This window comes from Mesorhizobium erdmanii, from assembly GCF_013170725.1.
Classification (GTDB): Bacteria; Pseudomonadota; Alphaproteobacteria; order Rhizobiales; family Rhizobiaceae; genus Mesorhizobium; species Mesorhizobium erdmanii.
In genome coordinates this window covers 506,586-530,857 of sequence record NZ_CP033361.1, presented here as the reverse complement: position 1 = coordinate 530,857, position 24,272 = coordinate 506,586, and the positions used below count along the sequence as shown (strand labels likewise).

The 24,272-nt window shown below is 64.2% G+C and carries 23 protein-coding genes; 11 read left to right on the top strand and 12 right to left on the bottom strand.

All coding sequences use genetic code 11. From position 1 onward, the window contains the following. The first annotated feature begins 75 nt into the window (after positions 1–75). From pheS to EB233_RS02360, 4 genes are read left to right on the top strand one after another with little or no spacing between them, the layout of a single operon-like run. Positions 76–1,206, top strand: a complete 1,131-nt coding sequence (gene pheS, locus EB233_RS02375) for a phenylalanine--tRNA ligase subunit alpha (protein ID WP_064990227.1) — start codon at positions 76–78, stop codon at positions 1,204–1,206. Beyond that, positions 1,203–1,625, top strand: a complete 423-nt coding sequence (locus tag EB233_RS02370; RefSeq protein ID WP_064990228.1) for a GFA family protein — start codon at positions 1,203–1,205, stop codon at positions 1,623–1,625. Before pheS ends, EB233_RS02370 begins: the two co-directional genes overlap by 4 nt. Beyond that, positions 1,622–4,030 carry a phenylalanine--tRNA ligase subunit beta gene (pheT, locus tag EB233_RS02365; protein ID WP_064990229.1) on the top strand — a complete coding sequence of 803 codons (2,409 nt, stop codon included), beginning with the start codon at positions 1,622–1,624 and terminating at the stop codon, positions 4,028–4,030. The genes EB233_RS02370 and pheT overlap by 4 nt, the downstream gene beginning before the upstream one ends. A 39-nt stretch (positions 4,031–4,069) precedes the next feature. Then, positions 4,070–4,672 (top strand): nucleotidyltransferase family protein, encoded by a 603-nt coding sequence (locus EB233_RS02360; RefSeq protein ID WP_064990230.1) that lies wholly within the window; start codon positions 4,070–4,072, stop codon positions 4,670–4,672. A gap of 43 nt (positions 4,673–4,715) precedes the next feature. Here EB233_RS02360 and EB233_RS02355 read toward each other — a convergent pair whose 3' ends face one another. Further along, positions 4,716–5,711, bottom strand: a complete 996-nt coding sequence (locus tag EB233_RS02355) for an aldo/keto reductase (RefSeq protein WP_064990231.1) — start codon at positions 5,709–5,711, stop codon at positions 4,716–4,718. A 96-nt stretch (positions 5,712–5,807) separates the two neighbouring features. Here EB233_RS02355 and EB233_RS02350 point away from each other — a divergent pair, with 96 nt between their 5' ends. The 5 genes from EB233_RS02350 (at position 5,808) to EB233_RS02330 (ending at position 10,962) form a co-directional block, all read left to right on the top strand. After that, positions 5,808–6,707, top strand: coding sequence for a LysR family transcriptional regulator (locus EB233_RS02350; RefSeq protein WP_064990232.1), 900 nt, complete (start codon positions 5,808–5,810; stop codon positions 6,705–6,707). Between the two features lie 233 nt (positions 6,708–6,940). Beyond that, on the top strand, positions 6,941–7,510 hold the full coding sequence (locus EB233_RS02345) for a cytochrome b (protein ID WP_064990233.1): 570 nt from the start codon (positions 6,941–6,943) through the stop codon (positions 7,508–7,510). Between the two features lie 67 nt (positions 7,511–7,577). Beyond that, a complete protein-coding gene (locus tag EB233_RS02340; protein ID WP_064990234.1) occupies positions 7,578–8,153 on the top strand; it encodes a YceI family protein in 576 nt (191 codons plus the stop codon). Between the two features lie 80 nt (positions 8,154–8,233). Further along, positions 8,234–9,220: a Gfo/Idh/MocA family protein gene (locus tag EB233_RS02335; protein WP_064990235.1), complete on the top strand. Its 987-nt coding sequence runs from the start codon at positions 8,234–8,236 to the stop codon at positions 9,218–9,220. Positions 9,221–9,303: 83 nt separating this feature from the next. Then, a complete protein-coding gene (locus EB233_RS02330) occupies positions 9,304–10,962 on the top strand; it encodes an FAD-binding dehydrogenase (protein WP_064990236.1) in 1,659 nt (552 codons plus the stop codon). A 24-nt stretch (positions 10,963–10,986) separates the two neighbouring features. Here the strand turns inward: EB233_RS02330 and EB233_RS02325 are convergent, their stop codons facing one another. The 7 genes from EB233_RS02325 to bcoG form a co-directional block, all read right to left on the bottom strand. Next, the gene (locus EB233_RS02325; protein ID WP_064990237.1) at positions 10,987–11,925 is read right to left on the bottom strand and encodes an alpha/beta hydrolase; all 939 of its coding nucleotides are present in this window, start codon (positions 11,923–11,925) and stop codon (positions 10,987–10,989) included. A 49-nt stretch (positions 11,926–11,974) separates the two neighbouring features. Next, positions 11,975–12,757: a carnitinyl-CoA dehydratase gene (locus EB233_RS02320; RefSeq protein WP_064990238.1), complete on the bottom strand. Its 783-nt coding sequence runs from the start codon at positions 12,755–12,757 to the stop codon at positions 11,975–11,977. Further along, the gene (locus tag EB233_RS02315; RefSeq protein WP_064990705.1) at positions 12,750–14,828 is read right to left on the bottom strand and encodes an acetate--CoA ligase family protein; all 2,079 of its coding nucleotides are present in this window, start codon (positions 14,826–14,828) and stop codon (positions 12,750–12,752) included. Before EB233_RS02315 ends, EB233_RS02320 begins: the two co-directional genes overlap by 8 nt. Before the next feature lie 86 nt (positions 14,829–14,914). Further along, entirely contained in the window at positions 14,915–16,078 is a 1,164-nt protein-coding gene (locus tag EB233_RS02310; RefSeq protein ID WP_064990239.1) for an acyl-CoA dehydrogenase family protein, read from the bottom strand. Positions 16,079–16,082: 4 nt separating this feature from the next. Beyond that, entirely contained in the window at positions 16,083–17,177 is a 1,095-nt protein-coding gene (locus EB233_RS02305; protein WP_064990240.1) for a carnitine 3-dehydrogenase, read from the bottom strand. After that, positions 17,174–17,803, bottom strand: a complete 630-nt coding sequence (locus EB233_RS02300) for an HD domain-containing protein (protein ID WP_064990241.1) — start codon at positions 17,801–17,803, stop codon at positions 17,174–17,176. Before EB233_RS02300 ends, EB233_RS02305 begins: the two co-directional genes overlap by 4 nt. A gap of 13 nt (positions 17,804–17,816) precedes the next feature. Next, positions 17,817–18,740: a 3-dehydrocarnitine:acetyl-CoA trimethylamine transferase BcoG gene (bcoG, locus tag EB233_RS02295; protein WP_064990242.1), complete on the bottom strand. Its 924-nt coding sequence runs from the start codon at positions 18,738–18,740 to the stop codon at positions 17,817–17,819. A 79-nt stretch (positions 18,741–18,819) separates the two neighbouring features. Between bcoG and EB233_RS02290 the strand changes: the two genes are divergently transcribed. Next, on the top strand, positions 18,820–19,800 hold the full coding sequence (locus tag EB233_RS02290; RefSeq protein WP_064990243.1) for a GlxA family transcriptional regulator: 981 nt from the start codon (positions 18,820–18,822) through the stop codon (positions 19,798–19,800). Here EB233_RS02290 and EB233_RS02285 read toward each other — a convergent pair. From EB233_RS02285 to xylA, 3 genes are all read right to left on the bottom strand, one after another. After that, positions 19,797–20,000 (bottom strand): hypothetical protein, encoded by a 204-nt coding sequence (locus EB233_RS02285; RefSeq protein ID WP_027053795.1) that lies wholly within the window; start codon positions 19,998–20,000, stop codon positions 19,797–19,799. The genes EB233_RS02290 and EB233_RS02285 overlap by 4 nt on opposite strands. Before the next feature lie 177 nt (positions 20,001–20,177). Next, positions 20,178–20,657, bottom strand: a complete 480-nt coding sequence (locus EB233_RS02280; protein WP_064990244.1) for a GNAT family N-acetyltransferase — start codon at positions 20,655–20,657, stop codon at positions 20,178–20,180. Positions 20,658–20,747: 90 nt separating this feature from the next. Continuing rightward, positions 20,748–22,073 carry a xylose isomerase gene (gene xylA, locus EB233_RS02275; protein ID WP_064990245.1) on the bottom strand — a complete coding sequence of 442 codons (1,326 nt, stop codon included), beginning with the start codon at positions 22,071–22,073 and terminating at the stop codon, positions 20,748–20,750. A 113-nt stretch (positions 22,074–22,186) separates the two neighbouring features. Between xylA and EB233_RS02270 the strand changes: the two genes are divergently transcribed. Continuing rightward, positions 22,187–22,549, top strand: a complete 363-nt coding sequence (locus EB233_RS02270) for a nuclear transport factor 2 family protein (RefSeq protein ID WP_064990246.1) — start codon at positions 22,187–22,189, stop codon at positions 22,547–22,549. 197 nt (positions 22,550–22,746) lie between these two features. On the opposite strand, the gene xylB is transcribed toward EB233_RS02270, so the two are convergent. Then, the gene (xylB, locus tag EB233_RS02265; RefSeq protein WP_064990247.1) at positions 22,747–24,201 is read right to left on the bottom strand and encodes a xylulokinase; all 1,455 of its coding nucleotides are present in this window, start codon (positions 24,199–24,201) and stop codon (positions 22,747–22,749) included. Positions 24,202–24,272 lie beyond the last annotated feature (71 nt).

Below are 24,272 nucleotides of genomic sequence, written 5' to 3'. Positions count from 1 at the left end.
GGAACCCGCGCTGGCACGGCTGGCGCGGGTTTTTCTTATGCCTGATGTAACCAAAATGGTGACACCGAAACCAAAATGGTATCGGTCGCCGATCGAGAGAGTTTCGCCGTGAACGCCACCGCTGGAAATCTTGAAACCCTGGAAGCTTCACTGCTTGCCGACATCGCCTCGGCCGCTGACGAACCGGCCATCGAGGCCGTGCGCATTGCTGCGTTCGGCAAGAAGGGCACCGTGTCCGAGATGCTGAAAACACTTGGCGCCATGACCGCCGAGGAGCGCCAGGTCAAAGGCCCCGCCATCAACGGCCTCAAGAACCGCGTCACCGAGGCGCTGACGGCTCGTAAGGCCGAATTGAAGGACGTCGCCATCGCCGCGCGCCTGGCCGCCGAGAAGGTCGACGTGACCCTGCCGGTGCGGCAATCGCCGGCCGAGCGCGGCCGCATCCATCCGATCAGCCAGGTCATCGACGAGATCGCGGCCATCTTCGGCGATCTCGGCTTCGCCATCGCCGAAGGTCCCGATATCGAGACCGACTACTACAATTTCACCGCGCTGAATTTCCCGGAAGGCCATCCGGCGCGCGAGATGCACGACACCTTCTTCTTCCAGCCGGATGAGAAGGGCGAGCGCAAGCTTTTGCGCACCCACACCTCACCGGTGCAGATCCGCACAATGGAGAAGCAGAAGCCGCCGATCCGCATCGTCATTCCGGGCAAGACCTACCGGCAGGATTCCGACGCCACCCACTCGCCGATGTTCCATCAGGTCGAGGGGCTCGTGATCGACAAAACGGCGAACGTCGCCAACATGAAATGGGTGCTGGAAGAGTTCTGCAAGGCGTTCTTCGAGGTGCCCTCGGTCAAGATGCGCTTCCGGCCGTCCTTCTTCCCGTTCACCGAGCCAAGCCTCGAGGTCGACATCCAGTGCGACCGCTCGCGGCCCGGCGAAGTGCGCTTCGGCGAAGGCTCCGACTGGATGGAGATCCTCGGCTGCGGCATGGTGCATCCCAACGTGCTGCGCGCCGGCGGGCTCGATCCCGACGAGTATCAGGGCTTTGCCTGGGGCATGGGCATCGACCGCATCGCCATGCTTAAATACGGCATGCCGGACCTGCGCGCCTTCTTCGACGCCGATGTGCGGTGGCTGTCGCATTACGGTTTCCGGCCGCTCGACATGCCGACACTGTTTGGGGGCCTGAGCGCATGACAGGGCCCCACGCCGGCGGCTGTCGTTGCGGCGCCGTGCGGTTCGAGGCTTCGGCTGAACCGCACCACGTCAGCTATTGCCATTGTGGCGATTGCCGGCGAGCCAGCGGCGCGCCGGTGTCGGCCTTTGTCGGCTTCCCGGTCGACAAGGTGATGTTCACCGGCAAGTCGCTGAAGATGTACGAGAACGGTCCGGTGACGCGCTCGTTCTGCGGCATCTGTGGTTCGCCGATCGCCTATGTCGACGACCGGCTTGAAGATGACATCTATTTCATGCTCGGCGCGATGGACATGCCGGCCGCTTTCACGCCGACGCAGCATGCCTATGTAGGCGAGCAACTCCCTTTCCTGCACATGTCCGACGACTTGCCCAGACATCTTAAAACAAGCGTCACAAGACCAGACGGAACAGTCCCATGAAATTCACCCTCTCCTGGCTCAAGGATCACCTCGAGACCGACGCCACGCTCGACGAGATCGTCGAGCGGCTGACCTCGATCGGCCTCGAAGTCGAGCATGTCGACGACAAGTCAGGCCTGAAACCCTTTGTCATCGCCAAGGTGTTGACGGCGGTTCAGCATCCCGACGCCGACAGGCTGCGCGTACTCACCGTCGATACCGGCGACGGCAAGCCTCCCGTACAGGTCGTCTGCGGTGCGCCGAACGCCCGCGCCGGACTGATCGGCGCCTTCGCCGCGCCCGGCACCTATGTGCCCGGCATCGACGTGACGCTGACGGTCGGCAAGATCCGTGGCGTCGAAAGCCATGGCATGATGTGTTCCGAGCGCGAGCTGCAACTGTCGGACGAACACAACGGGATCATCGACCTGCCGGCCGACGCGCCGGTCGGCACCAGCTTCGCGTCCTATGCGCATCTCGACGATCCGGTCATCGAGATCAATCTGACGCCGAACCGGCCGGACGCGACCAGCGTCTACGGCATCGCCAGGGATCTGGCGGCGAGCGGGCTCGGCACGCTGAAAAGCGGTGCGGTCGAGGCGATCCCCGGCAAGGGCGAGACGCCGGTCAAGGTGGTGATCGAGGCGCCGGAGCTTTGCCCCGGTTTCGCTCTGCGGCTGGTGCGCGGCGTCAAGAACGGCCCGTCGCCGAAATGGCTGCAGCAGAGGCTGATCGCCATTGGTCTGAGGCCGATCAGCGCGCTGGTCGACATCACCAACTACGTCACTTTCGATCGCGGTCGGCCGCTGCATGTGTTCGATGCCAGCAAGGTTGCGGGCAATCTCGTCGTGCGTCGCGCGAAGGATGGCGAACGGGTGCTGGCACTCGACGGCCGCGAATACACGCTGACACCGGAGATGTGCGTCATCGCGGACGATGATGGCGTCGAATCGATTGCCGGCGTGATGGGTGGCGAGCATTCGGGCTGCGACGAGAACACATCGGACGTGCTCATCGAATCGGCGCTTTGGCATCCGATCACTACCGCCCGCACCGGCCGCGCGCTCGGCATCATCACCGATGCGCGCTACCGCTTCGAGCGCGGTGTCGATCCTGAATTCATGGTCCCCGGCATCGAACTGGCGACGAGGCTGGTGCTCGATCTGTGCGGCGGTGAGCCGGCGCAGACCGAGGTCGTCGGCTATGCCGGGCATGTCGACAAGATCGTTTCCTTCCCGCTATCTGAGGTGACGCGGCTGACCGGGATCGAGGTACCGAAGGCGGAATGCCTCGACATCCTGTCGCGCCTCGGCTTCAAGCCTCAAGGGTCGGGCGATGTCGTCGATGTGGCGGTGCCGTCCTGGCGTCCCGATCTCGACGGCAAGGCCGACCTGGTCGAGGAAGTGATGCGCATTCATGGCGTCGACAACATCGCACCGCAGCCGCTCGGCGCGCATGACGCGGTCAATTCGAAGATCTTGACCACGCTGCAGGTCCGTACCCGCACCGCCAAGCGCGCGCTTGCCGTGCGCGGCATGATGGAGGCCTTCACCTGGTCGTTCATCCCGGCCAAACACGCCGAACTGTTCGGCGGCGGCCAGACGGCGCTGAAACTCGCCAACCCGATCGCCGCCGACATGTCCGACATGCGGCCGTCGCTGCTGCCAGGGCTGATCGCAGCCGCCCAGCGCAATGCCGACAAGGGCATTGGCGATGTGGCGCTGTTCGAGGTCTCGGGCACCTACGAGGGCGACGGCGCCGACCAGCAACGGCGCGTCGCCGCCGGCGTGCGCCGCGGCACCGCCAAGCTCGACGGTTCCGGCCGCAATTGGGCCGGCAATTCCGGCCCGGTCGGCGTGTTCGACGCCAAGGCCGATGCCATCGCAGCGCTCGAAGCCTGCGGCGCGCCGGTAGACCGGCTGCAGATCGAGGCGGGCGGTCCGGCCTGGTACCATCCCGGCCGTTCCGGCACGATCAAGCTCGGGCCGAAGACCGTGCTCGGCACGTTCGGCGAGTTCCATCCCAAGACAATGGAAGGGCTCGATGTTTCCGGCCCGCTCTGCGGCTTCGAAGTGTTCGTCGACGCCGTGCCCGAGCCGAAGGCCAAGCCGACCAAGACCAAGCCGAAGCTGGAGCTCTCCGCCTTCCAGGCCGTGAAGCGCGATTTTGCTTTCGTCGTAGACAAGTCGGTCGAGGCCGGCACGCTTGTTCGCGCCGCATTGGCCGCCGACAAGAAGCTGATTACTGGCGTCTCGGTGTTCGACATCTTCGAAGGTGCATCGCTCGGCGCCGACAAGAAGTCGATCGCCGTCGAAGTATCGATCCAGCCGGTCGAGAAGACGCTGACCGACGAGGATTTCGAGGCGCTGGCCAAGCGCATCGTCGAGAATGTCGGCAAGCAGACCGGCGGTGTGCTGCGCGCTTAGAGGATTGCGCCGTGATGGCGAATCGCCCTCCAAAGGGCGATGGACCATCTGCGCTATTCCGGGCTGCCGTTCGAAGCACAGCGCGCGGCGTTTCTCGACATCGTTTCGAGCGATGCGCTCGTCAGCGAAGCACTGCTGCGTGCCCGTGCGCTCGATCTTCCGAACTGGCTGGTGGTCTCCGGCGCGCTCTACAACAGCGTCTGGAACCATCTGACCGGCAAGCCGTCGGGCTACGGCATCAAGGACGTTGATCTCTTCTACTTCGATGATCGTGATCTGTCCTATGAGGCGGAGGACACTGTGATCCGCCGGGCCGCGCTGCATTTCGAGGGGTTGGCGCTGCCGGTCGAGGTGCGCAACCAGGCGCGGGTGCATTTGTGGTATCCTCAGAAATTCGGGCAGCCCTGCCCGCGCTATACGAGCGCGAGCGAATCCATCAGCCATTTCGCCTCGAAGACGCATGCTGTGGGCGTCCGATACGGCGCTGATGGCCAGCTGGAGCTGGTGGCGCCGTTCGGGCTGGACGATATTTTTTCGTTTCGCATCACCCCCAACCGGGTGATGGACAATCAGCGCACACATGAAGCGAAGGGCGCGCGGGCGCAGGTGACCTGGCCCGAGATTTGTGTGGTCCCTTGGTAGAGGGTTCTGCGCGCCAACCTCTGAACACCAGTGGGTGCTGCCCCTACCCATTCACCAGCGTCAGCAACTCCTCCGTATAGCGCTTGCCCATCACCTTGTCCGGCGACAGCGCATCGCCGATCGCCGCCACTTCCGCCGCGCTCAGCGCGATCCCGGCCGCCGCCGTGTTCTGCTCCAGATGGCGGATCTTTCGAGCGCCGGGGATCGGCACGATGAAATCGCCCTGGTGCAACACCCAGGCGAGCGCCAACTGCGCCGACGTAACGCCCTTTTCAGCGGCCATCTTCTCCAGAGTGGCGACCACCTTGGCATTGGCCGCCATGGCATCCGCCTGGAACCGTGGCAAGGTGCGGCGCCAATCGCTGTCGCTCAAGGTTTCCGGCTTGGCGATTGCACCTGTCAGCAGGCCGCGGCCGAGCGGGCTATAGGGCACGAAGCCGATGCCGAGTTCGCGGCAGACGGCCAAAACCTCGTCTTCCGGGTCGCGGCTCCACAGCGAGTATTCGCTCTGCACGGCCGCGATCGGATGCATGGCGTGCGCCCGGCGGATGGTGGCGGCACTCGCCTCCGAGAGACCGAGCGCGCGCACCTTGCCCTCGAGCACCAGTTCGGCCATGGCGCCGACCGTGTCCTCGATCGGAACGTTGGGGTCGACGCGGTGCTGGTAGTAGAGGTCGATGACATCGGTGCCGAGCCGCTTCAGCGAGGCCTCGGCGACAGCTTTGACGTGCTCGGGACGGCTGTCGACGCCGGCCATGCGGTCGAGGCCCGTGCCTTCCTCCTGAATCTTGAAGCCGAATTTGGTGGCGATCGTCACTTTGCTCCGCACCGACTTCAGCGCCTTGCCGAGCAGGATCTCGTTCTCGTAAGGACCGTAGACTTCCGCTGTGTCGAAGAAATTGACGCCGATCTCGACGGCGCGATGCAAAGTGGCGATCGCCTCCGCCTCCGGCTGGCCGCCATAGGCGAAGCTCATTCCCATGCAGCCGAGGCCGACCGGGTAGACTTCGAGTTCAGTACCGAGTTTGCGGGTTTGCATCACGCGTCTCCTTGTTGTGATGCCGGGAAGGTAGGGCCTTGCCTTGTGTTCGATAATCGGCTCATTTGAGCACAGGTCGTTCTAGAATATAGATCAATGAACCGAGCACATCTTTCACAGCTCGCAGTGCTGGCAACCGTGGCCCAATGCGGCAGTTTTCGCGGTGCGGCGAGGGAATTGGCCATCGCGCCGTCGGCGGTCAGCCATGCCGTGTCCAGCCTGGAGGCGCGGCTTGGCGTGCGGCTGCTGGCGCGCAGCACGCGTAGCGTCGCGCCGACCGAGGAAGGCGCGCAGTTGCTGGAGCGGCTGCGTCCCGCGCTATCCGAGATCGACCTGGCTCTGGAGACGGCGGTCGAGGCGCGCGACCGGCCGGCCGGGAATCTGCGGCTCAGCGTTCCGCGCACCGCCGCGCACCTGGTGCTGACGCCCCGGCTGGGCGCCTTTGCATCAGCCTATCCCGACATCGTGCTGGAGATTGTCATCGAGGACCGCTTTACCGACGTCGTCGAAGGCGGCTTCGATGCAGGTGTGCGGCTCGGCGAGAGCCTGCAGCGCGACATGATCGCGGTGCGCATCGGGCCGGACATGCGTGGCGCGGTGGTTGGCGCGCCCTCCTATTTCGCGGCTAACGCCAGGCCGCGTCACCCGCGCGACCTCGCCGACCATCGCTGCATCCGCTTCCGCTTCTCCAGCGGCATCCTCTACCGCTGGGAATTCGAGAAGGGTGGCAAGGAGATCGAGATCGCCGCGCAAGGGCCGCTGATCCTCGACGAGGACCATCTGATCGCCCAGGCGGCCATCGATGGCGCCGGGCTTGCCTTCGTCTTCGAGCCCTATGTCCGCACGCCGCTCGCCGACGGCAGGCTGATCCGCGTGCTGGAAGACTGGTGCCCACCCTTCGACGGGTTTTTCGTTTATTATCCGAGCCGCCGGCAGATGCGGCCGGCGCTGAGAGCGTTTGTGGATTTCTTCAAGGGTGAGAAGTGGTCCGCGTAGCGGATGAAAAGCCAATTGCTTGGCTTTTCGAACTTCGAACGCCCTGAGCCTCCGAAGGGCCGGGTTGACAATTGGTGAGCCCGGCGGGTCCCCGCAGCTTAGCAGCGTCCCGGCGTTCGCCGGCCTTTCATCGTGCCACTGGCACGATGAATTCGCCTGTGGAGAACCGGCTGCTCACCCCCACAAGGTGAAGAGCGCTGGAAGAAAGCTGTCCTGACATTCGTTCTTCCACCATGCAGTCAATCACCAACAGCACGACCCGCTATGGCTGGGCGACGATCATCCTCCACTGGCTGATCGGCATCATCTTCATCGGCCAGTTCGCCCTCGGCTTCATCATGGTACGGACCGAGAGCCAGCGTACGGCCTTCGAACTGATCCAATTGCACAAATCCCTTGGCTTTCTGTTGCTCGGCCTCATCATCTTGCGCGTCGCGTGGCGGCTTGGCAATTCGGCGCCGCCCTTGCCGGCTTCGGTCGGCGCCCTCGAGCGGCGTACGGCGCCGCTCGCCCATCTGGCGCTCTATGCCTTCCAGATCGCCCTGCCTCTGTCGGGATGGGCGCTGGTTTCGGTTTCGACATTGGAAATCCCGACCATGCCGTTCGACCTGTTCGTGATGCCCAACCTGCCTTTGGTGGAATCGGACGCGGCGGAAAGCTTCTGGGCCGCGGCGCACTGGTATCTCGCCTATGCCGGCATCACCCTGGTCGTGCTGCATGTCGCGGCCGCGCTGCGGCACCATTTCAGGCTCAGGGACAACGTGCTCACCCGCATGATCACGCCTTCGTCAAGTGGGGAATAGAACGGGCGGTCCGTTCGTTCGTGGGGCGAGGACGCGAAAAGCGTTGCCTCCAAAAAGGAACATTCCCATGTTTGCGCGCATCCTTGGATTTGCGGCGGTTGCCGCTTGCATTGCCACGCCTGTCTTCGCGGCCGTCGCGCTTGGCGACGCCGCAGGCAGCTACGCGATCAGCCCGGCCAGTTCGAGCATCCATTTTTCCATAGGCAAGGTCGGTGGCGGCGGCCTCAACGGCGCCTTCGCCCACTTCAAGGGCTCGATCCGCATCGATAACAGTGACGTCGCTCGCTCGCAGGTCAATTTCACCATCTTTCCCGAAAGCGTCGGCACCGGCCAGGGTCGTATCGATGCCTTCCTGCGCTCGGACGCGGTATTCGACGTTGCCAACAGTCCGGAAATCCAGTTCCGCTCGACCAGCGTGACACGAACCAGCGACACCACGGCGCTGGTCACCGGTCGGCTGACGGCGCGCGGCAAGACTTTTCCGGAAAAATTTACCGCGGAGCTTGGTGGCCTCAAGGCCGGCACGATCAAATTCCATGTCACCGGCAAGGTACTCAGGTCACGCTATGGCATGGATGTCGGCACGCCGCTCTATTCGAACATCGTCGACTTTGACATGACGCTGACCGGCAGACGCGGCTGACACGAGGGCCGAGCTTGTCATTGGCTTTTCCATCGATTTCGGGCAAACCTCATCGCCTGTAACCGACATGGAGAAGCGTGATGTTCCGATGGGGTGTATTGTCGACGGCCAAGATTGGCCGCGAGCATTTGCTGCCGGCAATGGTCGAGGCCGAGAACGGCGTGCTGTCGGCGATCGCCAGCCGCGATTTGTCGAAGGCCAGGGCCCTGGCCGAAAGGTTCGGCGCGCGCCATGCGTTCGGTTCCTATGAGGAATTGCTCGCCTCCAAGGAAGTCGACGGCGTCTACATCCCGCTGCCGACCTCGCAACATGTCGAATGGACGGCGAAAGCCATAGAAGCCGGCAAGCATGTGCTGGTCGAAAAGCCGCTGGCGCTCGATGCCAAGGATATCGCGCCGCTGATCAAGCTGCGCGACGCCAAGAAGGTGCTGGTCTGCGAAGCCTTCATGGTCATCTACCACCCGCAATGGATCAAGGTGCGCGACCTCATCGCCAGCGGTGCCATTGGCCGGCTGCGCCATGTGCAGGGGGCGTTCTCCTACTACAATGTCGACCCCAACAACATGCGCAACCAGCTCGATCTTGGTGGCGGCGCGCTGCCCGATATTGGCGTCTACCCGACGGTGTCGACCCGGTTCTCGACCGGCAAGGAGCCTAGCCGTGTGCAGGCGACGATCGAGCGCGACAAGAAATTCGGCACCGACGTCTACTCCTCGATCCGCGCCGATTTCGGCGACTTCGAACTGTCCTTTTACCTCTCGACGCAAATGGCGGCGCGCCAGGTGATGGTGTTCCACGGCGAGAAAGGGTTCATCGAGGTGTTTTCACCGTTCAATGCCGGGCTCTACGATCACCATCGCGTCGAACTGCACAACCAGAACCACACCGAGGCGCAGGTGTTCCGCTTCCCCGGCACGCAGCAATACCGGCTGGAGGTCGAGACTTTCGCGCGTGCTGCACAGGGCGGCAAGGAACGTGTCTTCACGCTGGAAGAGTCCGTGCTCAACCAGAAGGTCATCGACGCCATCTTCCGCGCCGGCGGCAAGGACGGTTGGGAGGCCGTCTGACTCTTTGTTTGACGCAATTCCGGACGGAAAACCGCTTACACTTTGCCTGAAATTGCGTTAGCCGGCTAATTCTGGGAGGAAAAATGGCTGACGACGCGGACGTGATCATTGTCGGCGCCGGCCTTGCCGGGCTGGTTGCCGCCGCCGAGCTTGCCGATGCCGGCAAGAAGGTCATCATCGTCGACCAGGAGCCGGAGCAGTCGCTGGGCGGCCAGGCATTCTGGTCCTTCGGCGGGTTGTTCCTCGTCGATTCGCCGGAGCAGCGGCGCATGCGCATCCGTGATTCGCATGATCTGGCGCTTGAGGACTGGATGGGCACCGCCGCCTTCGACCGGCCGGAGGATTTCTGGCCGCGCAAATGGGCGGAGGCCTATGTCGGCTTCGCCGCCGGCGAGAAACGTTCCTGGCTGATTGAGCGCGGCCTGAAGTTCTTTCCCGTGGTCGGCTGGGCCGAGCGTGGCGGCGGCAATGCCATCGGCCACGGCAATTCGGTGCCGCGCTTCCACATCACCTGGGGCACGGGCCCGGGTGTGCTCGAACCTTTTGTCCTGCGCGTGCGCGAGGCGCAAAAGCGTGGATTGGTCAGCTTCGAATTCCGCCACCGGGTCAATGAACTGACGCGGACGGGCGCTGTGGTGACCGGCGTGCGCGGCGACATCCTCGAGCCCAGCACCGTCGAGCGCGGCCGCAAGAGTTCGCGTGAAATTGCAGGCGATTTCGAGCTGCGTGCGCAAGCGGTGATCGTCGCCTCCGGCGGCATCGGCGCCAACCATCGACTGGTGCGGGAGAACTGGCCCAAACGCCTGGGAACCGCACCGAAGCGGATGATCACCGGCGTGCCCGACCATGTCGATGGCCGCATGCTGGCGATCACAGAGGCCGCTGGCGGTTCGATCATCAACCGCGACCGCATGTGGCATTATGTCGAGGGCATCAGGAACTGGGCGCCCATCTGGACCGATCATGCGATCCGCATCCTGCCCGGCCCGTCCTCCCTGTGGCTGGATGCCAGGGGAAAACGCCTGCCGGTGCCGCTTTATCCCGGCTTCGACACGCTCGGCACGCTCAGCCACATCATGAGCACCGGCTTCGACTATTCCTGGTTCATCCTGACCAAGAAGATCATCCAGAAGGAGTTCGCGCTGTCGGGCTCCGAGCAGAATCCGGATCTGACCGGCAAGAGCTGGCGACAGGTGCTTGGCCGTGCCACCTCAGGCATCCCGGGACCGGTCAAGGCTTTTATGGAGAAGGGCGAGGATTTCATCGTCGAGGCGGACCTTTCAAAGCTGGTCGCGCGCATGAATGCGCTGGTCGGCGGCGAGCCGCTGCTCGATCTCGCCCAGGTCGAGCGCGAGATCCGCGCCCGCGACAGGCAACTCGACAATCCGTTCTCCAAGGACATGCAGGTCACCGCGCTGCGCGGCGCCCGCGCCTATCTCGGCGACAGGCTGATCCGCACGGCCAGGCCGCACAAAATGCTCGACCCGGCGAACGGCCCGCTGATCGCGGTTCGCCTCAACATCCTGACCCGCAAGACGCTGGGCGGTCTGCAGACCGATCTCGACAGCCGCGTGCTGGGCGAGGACGGCCAGCCGGTGCCCGGGCTCTATGCCGTGGGCGAGGCCGCCGGTTTCGGTGGCGGTGGTGTGCATGGCTATGCCGCACTGGAAGGCACGTTCCTCGGCGGCTGCATCTTTTCCGGACGCAGCGCCGGCCGGGCGGCGGCACGCTCTGTGGCGTGAGACGGCGTTAGACGAGAAAAATGCTCACCAGAGCCAGGTTCCCTGTCCAAGCGCGGCTACCGCGTCGACAATGCGGGTAAAGCTCGCGTGGGCGCGGCCGACCGTATGCCGGGCTCTGAGATAGCCGTGTACCAGTCCCGGTTCCTCGAACCAGGTCGCGTGCCCGCCAGCCGCGACGATGCGGTCACGATAGGCCTCGCCATCTGAAGACAGCGGGTCACATTGCGCCGTGATCAGGACCGTCGGTGGCAGGTTGGCGAAGTCGGTGTCGGCCAGCGGCGACAGTGTCGGATCGCCGGTACGGTCCGCGCCGCCGGTACGAATGTGCTTGTAGAATTCGAGATCGCGCATGGTCAGCATCGGCGCTTCCGCGTGCGTGACATAGGATCCCTTCGAGCGGTCGCCGCCGAGGCCGGGATAAATCAGCACTTGGCCGACCGGCCGTTTCGGGTGGCCGCGCGTGGCGTGGGCAATAGCGGCGCAGAGATTGCCGCCGGCGCTGTCGCCGCAAAGCAGGATGGGGGCGCCGTAAGTCCGGGCGGCCCACTCGAACGCGTTCAGCGCATCGTCGAAGGCTGCCGGATGCAGATGCTCCGGCGCCAGCCGGTAATCGACCGAGACCACCTCGTAACCGGTGCGGGCGCAGAGCTCGGCGCAGACATCGTCGTGGCTGTCCAGCCCGCCAAGGATGAAACCGCCACCATGGATGTAGAGCACCGCCGCCGCCGGCTGCGGGCCGGTGCGGTAGATGCGGATCGGGATGTTGTGCGTCAACGTCGCTATTGAGGAAGTCTCGACCGCGACGCCTTCTGGATAGCCGGCAAAGAATTCCCGGCACATGCGGTTGTAGATTTCGCGCTGCTGGGTGATCGTGTAGTCGATCGTATCGGGCGGATAGTAGGAATTGGTCCGCTCGATGAAAGCCCAGGTCTCGGCGTCGATGAGGGTTTTGTAGTCGGTCACGGCTGTTTGACGAACTGCCAAGGTTGAGCGCGCTATCATCTCCTCAGGCTCACTTACCCTTCCACACCGGATCGCGCTTTTCCGCAAAAGCCCGGAAACCTTCCATATTGTCCTCGGATCCGTAGAGGGCGTCGACCGTCGCCAGTTGCCGGCGCGTCACCCGGTTCATGGCATCCTGGAAGGTCAGCGCTTCGGCCACCCGTGCGGTCTCCTTGATCGCGGCGAAGACCAGCGGCGGGCCGCTGGCGAGCAGTCTTGCGATCTCCCAGACGCGGTCCTCGAGCTTTTCCTTCGGCAGAACTTCGTTGACCAGGCCCCAGCGATGCGCCTCGGCGACATCCATCCAGCGGCCGGTGAACAAAAGGTCCATGGCGACATGATAGGGAATGCGCTTCGGCAGCTTGATCGTCGCCGCGTCGGCCAGCGTGCCGGCACGGATTTCGGGCAGCGCGAAGGAGGAGTGGTCGGAGGCGTAGATGAGGTCACAGGACAGCGCGAGCTCGAAGCCGCCGCCGACCGCCATGCCGTTCACGCAGGCGATGACCGGCTTGTTCAGATCGCGCAGCTCCTGCAGGCCGGCAAAGCCGCCGACGCCATAATCGCCGTCGACCGCGTCGCCGCCGGCGGCGGCCTTCAGGTCCCAGCCGGCGCAGAAGAACTTGTCCCCAGCGGTCTTGACGATGGCGACGCGCAATTCCGGATCGTCGCGGAAGGCCTTGAAGGTTTCGCCCATCAGCCGCGAGGTCTTGAGGTCGATGGCGTTGGCCTTGGGCCGGTCCAGCGTGACCTCGAGGATCGAGCCTTCGCGGCGGGTTGAAATGACGTCAGACATTCTTGTTTTCTCCCAGCACCAGCAGCGCGTCGGCGATCCAGGCACCCTTGCCTTCGACGCAGACGATCAGCGGGTTGATGTCGAGTTCCTCGATGTCGCCGGCATTCTTCTGCACGAAGGAAGCAATGCCCGCTATGGCGTCGATGGCGGCCGCCACGTCGGCCTTCGGCCGGCCGCGATAGCCTTCGAGCAGCGGGAACAGCTTCAGGCCGCGCAATGCCGCCTCGATGTCGTCGCGGGTAGCCGGCAGCATCAAGGTGACGCTGTCACGCAGCAATTCGACCAGCACGCCACCGGTGCCCAGCGTCATCACCGCGCCGAACATCGGATCCCTGGTGAAGCCGACGATCAGCTCGGCGACGCCGTCGCGTACCATGCGTTCGACATAGAGGCCGGTGCCGAGCGGCAGCAGATCATGGGCCGCCGTGCTGACGGATTCGGCGTCCTTGAGGTTGAGCCGGACCGCGCCGACCTCGGATTTATGGGTGACGCCCAGCGCCTTCAGGGCGACGGGAAAGCCGAGCGCCATGGACGAGATCACCGCCTCGACCGCATTGCCAGCACGTTCGCCCTTGGGCACGGGAAGCCCGGCCTTGATCAGTCGCGCCTTGGCTTCGGCCTCGTCAGGCGTGACATGCTCGCCGCCGGCGGCACCGGCAGCGGAGGTGTCAACCGGCTGCGCCTGCGGTTCAGCCCATGCCCAGCCGATGAAGGCTGCCGCGCCGGCGGCATCCATGGCCTCGGAAATGCCGAACAACGGCACCATGCCGCGCGCCATCAGTTCGGCGGTGTATTCCTCCGGCAGGTTCTCCGGCAGAGAGGAAACGATGGCGCCATGCGCCTTGTTGGTTTTCAGCGCCGATTCGAAGGCGCGCAGCGTCGCCCACCAATCGGTGACCGAGCAGCGGTCTGGGCGCGGGAAGTCGAGCACCAGCATGTTCAAGTCGAAGCCGCCCGACACCATGGCGGTGAAGGTGGCGGTCATCGCCGGTTCGTTGTTCCAGATGAAGGTGTGGTAGTCGAGCGGGTTGGCGACCGCGACCAGCGGTCCAAGCGTCGATTTGACGTGGGCGCGGTGCTTTTCCGTCAGAACCGGAAAGTTGACCCATCGGCCTTCGGCGCTGTCGGCCATGACGGAAGCCTCGCCGCCCGAACAGCTCATCGACGACAGGCGGTAGCCGGGCAGCGGGCCGGTGATGTGCAGCAGCTTCAGCGCCTCGATGAAGGCCGGGATGGAATCGACGCGCGCAATGCCGAGCCGCCTCAGGAAGGCTCCGGATGCGGCGTCGGAGCCTGCAAGCGAGGCGGTGTGCGAGACGGTCGCCTGCCGCGCCTGTTCGGAGCGACCGACCTTCATGGCGATGATCGGCTTCTTCAGCTCGCGAGCGCGAGCCGCCAGCCTTTCGAAGCCGGCTACCGAATCGAAGGCCTCGATGTGCAGGCCGAGCGAGGTGACGCGATCGTCCTCGATCAGGCCGAGCGCCATTTCGGAGAGACCGGTCTGCGCCTGGTTGCCGGCGGTCATCAGGAAGGCGATCGGCAGGCCGCGCTTCTGCATCGTCATGTTGATGGCGATGTTGGAGGACTGGGTGATGATGGCGACACCCTTGCCGCCCTCGTCCAGCCTGATGCCGCCATGCTGGTCGGGCCACAGAAGCGCGCCGTCGGCATAGTTGATCAGGCCATAGCAGTTCGGGCCGATGATCGGCATCTGGCCGGCGGCCGCGACCAGTTCGGCCTGCAGCCGTTCGCCGTCATCGTCATAGGCCTCGGTTTCGAGGAAGCCGGCGGCAAAGCAGACGGCGCCTCCGGCGCCACGCTCGGCCAGCGCCTTGATCACCTCGATGGTCAGGTGCCGGTTGACGCCGACAAAGGCGGCATCCGGCGCGCCGGGCAGGTCGGCCACCGAACGATAGGCCTTGCGTCCGGCAACCTCGTCCTTGGTCGGGTGCACCGGCCAGATCTCGCCGGCAAAGCCCATCTTGATCGACTGCGCCACGACGGCGGCGGCCTGCACGCCACCGAAGACGGCGATCGATTTCGGGCGCAGGAGACGTTCGAGTTTATGCATGGTCATCTTTTCGTTTGAGCGTGGTGTCAGGACAAACGACCTCGTTTGTCCGACAAAGCCGGATCCGGACTTTGGCGCATCATGCTCTAAGCTCCGAACGGACGCAGCAACGCCCGCGAAATAATATGTCGCTGAATCTCCGATGTGCCTTCCCAGATGCGTTCGACGCGGGCATCGCGCCAGATGCGCTCCAGCGGCAGGTCGTCCATCAGCCCCATGCCGCCATGGATCTGGATCGCCTCGTCGGCAACGTATGCCAGCATCTCGGTGGCCTTCAGCTTGGCCATGGCCATATCCTGGTCGGTGACGGTGCCCTGATCGTACTTCCAGCCGGCTTCGAACACCATCAGGTCGGCGGCCTTCAGCTCCGTCGCCATGTCGGCAAGCTTGAACGACACGCCCTGGAATTTGCCGATCTGCTGGCCGAACTGCTGGCGCTGCGCGGAGTACTCCACCGCGTGGCCGAGCGCACGTTCAGCGCGGCCGAGACAGGTGGCGCCGACCTGCAGGCGGGTGGCGCCGAGCCATGAATTGGCGACGTCGAATCCCTTGTGCACTTCGCCCAGAACCTGGGAGGCAGGCAACCGGCAATCGTCGAATTCGAGGATGGCGTTGGTGTAGCCGCGATGCGAGACGTTGCGGTAGCCGTCGCGCACGGCAAAACCCTTGGTGCCCTTGTCGACGAAGAAGGCAGTGATCTTCTTGCGCTTGCCGCGCGGCGAATCCTCCTCGCCCGAAGCCATGAAGACGATGGCGAAGTCGGCGAGATCGGCGTGGCTGATAAAATGCTTGGTGCCGTTCAGCACCCAGTCGTCGCCATCCTGCACCGCGGTCGCCTTCATGCCGCGCAGGTCGGAGCCGGCGCCGGGCTCCGTCATCGCCAGGCAGTCCCATTTCTCACCACGGATGCAAGGGAACAGGTATTTTTCGCGCTGTTCCGGCGTGCCGGCAAGCAGGATGTTGGAAGGGCGCGCCACGCAGGTCCAGTGCAGCGCGTAGTTGGCGCGGCCGAGTTCCTTCTCATAGAGCAGCCAGGTCACCGTATCGAGGCCGGCGCCGCCGACATCCGCCGGCATGTTGGCGGCGTAGAGACCAGCTTCGATCGCCTTGGCCTTGATCTCCTCGATCAGGTCGCGGCGCAGCACGCCGGTGCGCTCGACTTCACGCTCATGCGGGTAAAGCTCGTTCTCGACGAAGGCACGCGTCGTCTCGACGATGAGCTTCTGCTCTTCCGACAGACCGAAATCCATGGCCTCAGCCCTTCTTCTTTTTCTTCGGCTTTTCCGCCTTCTTCACCGGCTTGGAGGCCTTGGCCTTCTCAGCCGCCTTCGAGGCCGTAGGCTTCTTCGCCGCCAGCTTGGCAAGCTGCCTGGTGTAGTCCTTGTGCAGCGCGCCGGCGCCCCAGCCCTTGCCCTTGTTCTGCTTCGACAGCGCATCCATGATCGCGACCAGATTGTCGTCGCGGATCTTTTCCAGCTCGCGGATCGACAGGCCATGCGCCTGGTCGTCAGACTGGGTGGCGATCAGATCGACCAGCTCGTCGTTGAACTCCGGCACGTCCATCAGCTTGGTCCATGGCCATTTCAGGCAAGGCCCGAACTGCGCCATGAAGTGGCGCATGCCGGCCTCGCCGCCGGCGACGCGATAGACCTGGAACATGCCCATCTGCGCCCAGCGCAGGCCGAAACCGTAGCGCATGATGTCGTCGAGTTCCTCGACAGTGCAGATGCCATCCTTGATCAGCCACAGCGCCTCGCGCCATGCCGCTTCGAGCAAGCGGTCGCCGACGAAGGCCTCGATCTCCTTGCGGATGACGACAGGCTTCATGCCGATCGAGGCGTAGATCTCCTTGGCGACTTCGATCGCCTCGGGAAAGGTCTGCTCGCCGCCGACGATCTCGACCAGCGGCAGGAGATAGACCGGGTTGAACGGGTGGCCCACGACCAGCCGTTCCGGATGCTTCTTCATCGCCACCTGCATGTCGGTCGGCTTGATGCCGGAGGTGGAAGAACCGACAATGGCATTGGCCGGCGCGTGCGTGTCGATCTCGGCCAGCACGCGGTGCTTGAGGTCGAGTCGTTCCGGCACGCTCTCCTGGATGAAGTCGGCATCGGCGACCGCCTCGGCGATGGTCTTGGCGAAGGTCAGCTTGCCTTCCGTCGGCAGGCCGCCGGGCACCATCTGCCTGTAGGCGCGGCGCGCACCCTTCATCACTTCAGAGACCTTGCGTGAGGCTTCCGGGTCCGGATCGAAGATCGACACGTCGATGCCGTTCAAGAGCAGCCGCGCCACCCAGCCGGCGCCGATGACACCGCCGCCAATGGCGGCCGCCTTGTTGATGATGCTCATGCGGAAGCTCCGGTTCTTGTCTTGGCGGTTTCGGGATCGATCAGGGGCACGCGCTCGCCGGCGCGGATGACGGCTGCATCGTAGGCCTTGCGGGCAAACACCTCGAGCACGAAGGGCCGAAAGAACTCGATCGGCAGCGTCTCGTAGTCGGGGTCGAAACTCGACTGGTCCCAGCGTTCGCAGAACTGGTCGCAATCGTCGAAATAGGCGTGGCCGGCGAAGCGTTCGCGGGCATGGCGGTTGCCGCCTAGATGGTGCGCGTAATAGAGGCGCTGGAAGTCGCCGTGCTTTTCCACCACCCAGGTGCACTGCTCGCGCACGAAGGGCTTCAGGATCGAAGCGGCGTATTCGTCATGATTGTAGGGCGCGTAGATGTCGCCGATATCGTGCAGCAGCGCGCAGGCGATCCAGTCGGTGTCGGCGCCGTCACGCCAGGCGCGAGTCGCCGCCTGGAGCGAATGGCCGAGCCGAGTGATCTTGTAGCCGGACAGGCCCTCGTCGAGCTGAACCAGCGCGTCGAGCAGGCGATCGCCGGTCTTGGCGGCATAGTCGATTTCATGGGCAGTCAGGAACTCGTAATCGTCCTTGTCGCCATCCTTCATCGCGGTGAATTTGACGGTTGTCATCTCAGCCCCCGCTTTATGCAGCTGCAGCGATCGGCGCCCGCTTGGTCAGGTTGAGCTTCTTGCGCACTTCCTCGGGGCCAAGGATCCTGGCGCCAAGATTGGTGACGATGCTGGCGGCGCGCTCGACCAGCTGCGCGTTGGTCGCCAGCACACCCTTGTCGAGCCAGAGATTGTCTTCCAGACCGACGCGGACATTGCCGCCGGCGAGCACCGCGGCCGCCGCATAGGCCATCTGGTTGCGCCCGATGGCGAAGGCCGACCAGTTCCAGGTCGACGGCACGTTGTTGACCATGGCCATGAACGTGTTGAGATCGTCGGGCGCGCCCCACGGCACCCCCATGCAGAGTTGCACCAGCGCGTCGGCATTGAGCACTTTTTCCTCGACCAGCTGCTTGGCGAACCAGAGATGGCCGGTGTCGAAGGCCTCGATCTCCGGCTTGACGCCGAGCGCTGTCATCATGCCGCCCATGGCGCGCAGCATGCCGGGCGTGTTGGTCATGACATAGTCGGCCTCGGCGAAGTTCATGGTGCCGCAGTCGAGCGTGCAGATCTCCGGCAGGCATTGGCGCACGTGTTCCATGCGGTTGGTGGCGCCGCCCATGTCGGTGCCCTTCTCGTTGAGCGGCAGCGGCGCTTCCGGCGAGCCGAACACCATGTCGCCGCCCATGCCGGCGGTGAGGTTGAGGATCACGTCCACGTTGGCGTCGCGGATGCGCTCGGTCACTTCGCGGTAAAGATGCACGTCGCGCCTGGGCTTGCCGGTTTCGGGGTCGCGGACGTGGCAATGCACGATCGCCGCACCGGCCTTGGCAGCGTCGATGGCCGAATCGGCGATCTGCTTGGGCGAACGCGGCACATGCGGGCTGCGATCCTGCGAGCCGCCGGACCCGGTCACGGCACAGGTAATGAAAACCTCACGGTTCATCGCAAGCGGCATGGAATTCTCCTCCCAATTCAAACAGAGGCATAACATTGCGCGACTTGCGCAATGCTGTTTTACGGTTTACGAAGCCCGCATGACAAAAAACGAAAGAACGACAATCTTTCGTGCCGAGCAATCGCCGCTCAAGGTGACGTTGCTGGTGTTTTCCGGTGCTTCCATCATGTGCGTGGCATGCACCGTCGACCCCTTGCGTGCCGCCAATCGCATCGCCGGCGAAACGCTGTTCGACTTCAAGCTGGTTTCGGTGACCGGCGAGGCGCCGGTCACGACATGCGGCCTGCCCGTGGCGGTCAGCGGCCGGTTCGATGCTACTGAACCGACCGATGTCCTGATCGTGGTCGCGGGCTTCGGCACGCAGAACTATGCCACGTCGGCCTTGCTTGCCGGCCTGCGCCGCGCGGCGCGGTCGGCTCGCGCCTGCGGCGGCGTCGAGGCGGGCACTTGGCTGGTGGCGCGCGCCGGCTTGCTCGAAGGGCGCAGCGCCACCACCCATTGGGAGGATATGGAGGATTTTTCGTCTGCCTTTCCGGGCGTCGACGTGCGCCCCGATCGCTACATCATCGATGGTCCGGTGTTCACCACGGGCGGCGCGTCTCCGACCCTGGACCTGATGCTGCATTTGATCCGTACCCGGCTCGGCATGGCCGTAGCGCTGGATGTGGCGAGCGCGTTCATTTACGATCAGGCGCGCGTGGCGACCGATGCGCAGCCGCTGGTCTCGCTTGGCCGGCTCGACGGCTACGATCCACGCCTGGCGCAGGCCATCCGGCTGATGGAAGCGCATGTCGACCAGCCGCTGACCATAGAAGCCATAGCCAGGCGTGCCGGGGTCACGGCGCGAACACTGGAAAGCATTTTTCGCAAGTCGATCGGCGAGACGCCAGGAGCCTATTATCTCAGGCTACGCCTGGGCGCGGCGCGCCGGCTGGTGGTCGACACGCGGGTGGCCATGGCTGATATTGCCGGGCGGACGGGTTTCTCGTCCGCCGCGGCATTTTCCAGAGCGTTTTCAAGAGCGTTCGGCGAAGCCCCGGTCAGGCTTCGTCGCGGTTAAGCTGCGTTCCGGCGATCGCTGCCGGCGTCGATCTGTGAGCGCATCTGTCTCACCAGCCGGACTTCAAAACGGTTGCTGACGGCGCGATCCCATTGGTTTTTCACGTCGTCTGTTGGCCGCGGCAGCGCCATCAGCCGGTCGATGATCGATCCGGTCTCGCCGGATGAGAGCAGGGCGTCGATTTCGCGTTCGTGCTGCATATCGGTTCGCCTCCTTCCTTTTCACCCGCCACAACGTCACTCTTATACGAGATACGTGACGGCTGTTTGAAGGCAAGAGCGAGGTGATTGAGGGGCGCGAAGGGGCAAAACCTTGTCGCCGGATCCGCCTCTTGGCGCAAAGCCGTTCCGCACGCCAAAGTCCGAATGAGGTGACGTTTAGCCCAGCCGTTTCTCGAACAGCACGGTGGTGAAGCCGCTGCCCCATTCATCGTCGGGATAGCGGTCTTTTTCGATATAGCCGACCGCTTTGTAGACATTCTGGGCGCGCTCGTTGAACGTATCGGTCTCGAGCCGCACCTGGCGGTATCCGGCAGCGCGGATAGCCTGTTCGGCGTGCGCCAGCAGCCTGCCGCCGACGCCCTGGCCCTGACGGCTGACCCTGACATGCAAAGCTTCGATGAAATCGCCGCGCCAATGGATCACGCCGGCAACCTCGCCATCGATCTCGGCAATGGTGAATTCCGGCCAGCTCTCCTCGACGTAATGCCCGCCAAGGTCGGTCTCGACATAGCGCTGCGCCGATGCCTGGGTGATGTGCGGCAGCCAGGTGCCCTCGAACGTCTCCCGCAGCACCTTTTTGAGAGCCACAAGATCGCTCAGCCGCGCCTTGCGCACCGTGATCGGCCCGTTTTCCATTGTCATCTCCCTTCAGGAGAGCGGACTAGCAAAAGGCGATCACGGCGGCTTTCAGCCACATCCGGCAGATGTCGGTCCAGACGTCGGGCGTCAGACGTAACGATTGACGATATTCTCCAGCAATTCCTGGCGGCCGGAGCGCGGCTGCGGCTCGATCTTCTTCTTCACCACGCGCTCGGCGATGTCTTCCAGCGTGCGCTTGCCCGACAGCATCGCCTTGGCCTCGGCGCTGTTCCAGCCGGCGTAGCGCTCGGCCAGCGGACCCGACAACGCCTTGTCCTCGACCATGCGAGCCGCTGCCTTGAGGCCGCGCGCGCAGGAATCCATGCCACCGATGTGGCCGATCAGCAGGTCCTGCGGATCGAGCGACTGGCGGCGCAGCTTGGCGTCGAAATTGGTGCCGCCGGTCTTGAAGCCGCCGGCCTGCAGGACCTGGTAGTAGGCCAGGGCCATTTCCGGCACGTTGTTGGGGAACTGGTCGGTGTCCCAGCCCGACTGGTAGTCGTTGCGGTTCATGTCGATCGAACCGAAGACGCCGAGCGCGTTGGCCAGCGCCAGCTCGTGCTCGAAGGAATGGCCGGCGAGGATCGCGTGGCCTTGCTCGATGTTGAGTTTGACCTCCTTCTCCAGCCCGAAGCGCTTGAGGAAGCCGTAAACGGTGGCGACATCATAGTCATACTGGTGCTTGGTCGGCTCCTGCGGCTTCGGCTCGATCAGGATGGTGCCCTTGAAACCGATCTTGTGCTTGTAGTCGACGACGAGGTTGAGGAAGCGGCCGGCCTGTTCCTGCTCGCGGGCAAGATCGGTGTTGAGCAGCGTCTCATAGCCCTCGCGGCCGCCCCACAGCACATAGTTCTCGCCCTTCAGCCGCTTGGTGACGTCGATGCAGCTCTTCACCGTCGCCGCCGCATACGCAAACACGTCCGGATCGGGGTTGGTGGCGGCGCCCGACATGAAGCGGCGGTTGGAGAACAGGTTCGCGGTGCCCCAGAGCAGCTTGACGCCGGTCTGTTTCATCTTGCCAGCGAAATAGTCCGCGATCTCGTCGAGACGGGCAGCACTTTCGGAGAAATCTTTGCCCTCCGGCCGCACATCGGCGTCGTGGAAGCAGAAATAGGGCGCGCCGAGCAGCGAGAACATCTCGAAGGCGACATCGGCCTTGAGCTTCGCCAGTTCCATCGTGTCGATTCCGCCGGCCTTGGGGAACCAGGGTCGGTCGAAGGTCTGGCCGCCGAACGGGTCGCCGCCGGGCCAGGCGAAGGAATGCCAGTAGGCGACGGCGAAGCGCAGATGATCTTCCAGCCGCTTGCCGGCCACCACCTCGTCAGGATTGTAGAACCGGTAGGCCAGCGGATTTGTCGAATCCGGCCCCTCATACTTGATCTTCTGGATGTCGCCGAAAAATCCGCTGCTCATGTTTCCTGTCCTCTCTCGAATAGTCCGGCCTGATTACCTCAGGCGTAATTGGTTTCGGTTCCGGGCTGGCCGAAAAGGCTGATGTCAAAGCCATCAAACAAAGGAGACAGACCTTGATCGACCTCAACAAAATCGCCGAAGGCTACATCACCGCCTGGAACGAAAGCGACGCCAGCCAGCGCGCCGAATTGCTCAAGGCCACCTTCACCGAAGACGTCAGCTACCGCGATCCGCTGATGCAGGGCGACGGCCATGAAGGCGTCGCGGCACTGATCGCCGGCGTGCAGCAACGCTTTGCCGGCTTCCGGTTCTCGCTGAAGGGCGCGCCGGATGGGTTCGCCGACAAGATCCGCTTTTCCTGGAATCTCGGGCCTGAAGGCGTCCCTTCGGTGATCGAAGGCACCGACATCGGCATCATCGAGAACGGCCGCCTGAAGAGCGTCACCGGCTTCTTGGACAAAGTGCCGGCGCAGTGAGGCCAACGGGGTAAGGGAGGTGCGAGGCGCCGCCCTCTGGCCTGCCGGCCATCTCCCCCTCCAGGGGGGCGATGGGCTGCTATCCTGACCATCGCCAATTGCCGACGTTGGGAGAGCAGCGCCGGCGTCGAAGCTGCCGATCTCCCCCCTTGAGGGGGAGATGCCCGGCAGGGCAGAGGGCGGCGCCTCGCGCCTACTCATGCGGTTACAGCTCGAATTGCCGGGTACAGTGCCCGGTAGCGGTGATAGGCGTCAGCGTAAGCGCCGCCGAGCGCCGCATCCGGCTCGATCGTGCCATCCGTCCTTGGCGCGGAGCACACGGTCAGCGGATCCGCCCCCGTCGCCGCGATCAGGCCGAGCCTTGCCGCACCGAAGGCAGCGCCGAAATCGCCGTCGGCGGGAATGTCCACCGGCATCTGCAGCGCGGTGGCGATCGCCTTCAGCCAGTAGCGCGACCGCGAGCCGCCGCCGATCGCCGTCACCCGTGTCAATGTGGTGCCGGCCGTCTTCAAGGCTTCGAGGCTGTCGCGGAAGGCGAAGGCGACGCCTTCGAGCACAGCCTGCGTCAGCACGGCACGGCTCGATTCATGCGCCAGCCCGGTGAAGGAACCGCGAATGGCCGAATCATTGTGCGGTGTGCGTTCGCCCGAAAGATAGGGCAGGAAGGACACGCCGCTCGGCGCCTTGAGCGCGTCGCCGAGTTCCGATGTCAGCTCGCCAGCGCCTTTTCCGGTGATCTCCGACAGCCAGTTGAGCGAATCGGTCGCCGACAGGATGACCCCCATCTGGTGCCAGGTGTCGGGCAGCGCATGGCAGAAGGTGTGCACAGCACTTGCCGGATTGGGCAGGTAGGATGCATTGGCGGCAAACAATACGCCCGACGTGCCGAGCGAGACAAAGGCATGGCCGGCACTGACCGTGCCCATGCCGCAGGCCGAAGCCGCGTTGTCGCCGGCGCCGCCGGCGATCGGGATGCCAGCCCCAATACCCCATTTCGATGCCAATTCGGCGCGCAGACCGCCGGCCTTGTGCGTGCCCTCGACCAGCGACGGCATCTGCTTCTCGTCAAGGAAGGTGGCCGCGAGCAGGTCCGCCGACCAGCGGCGCTGGCCGACGTCGAGCCAGGACGTGCCGGCCGAGTCGGACATTTCCGAAATGTGCTCGCCGGTCAGCCAAAGCCGCAGAAAATCCTTCGGCAGCACGACCTTTGCCACTTTCGCGAAGATGGCGGGCTCGTTGTTCTTCACCCAGGCGAGTTTCGGCGCGGTGAAGCCGGGAAAGACGATGTTGCCGGTCAGCGCGCGGAAGCGCGGGTCGGCGTCGAGCGCCGCTGCCTCGACATGGCTGCGCGTGTCGTTCCACAGAATGCAGGGTCGCAGCACCTCGTCGGCCGCATCGAGCAAGGTCGCGCCATGCATCTGGCCAGACAGGCCGATGCCTTTCACCGCCGCGAACTGCCTGGGATGGGAGGTCTTCAGTTCGGCGATCGCGTCTTCGCAGGCGCGTATCCAGTGGGACGGGTCCTGTTCGGACCAGCCGGGATGCGGTCGCGAAACGTCAAGCGAACCATGGCCGGAGCCGACGACGGTCTGTCCGGCATCGATCAGCAGCGCCTTGACGCCCGACGTGCCCAGGTCGAGGCCGAGATACATGTTTTCCTCCCACGTCCTTATTTTTTTCGGATCCCGAAAAAATCTGGCCGAGCCAGTTTTTAAGGCAAGAT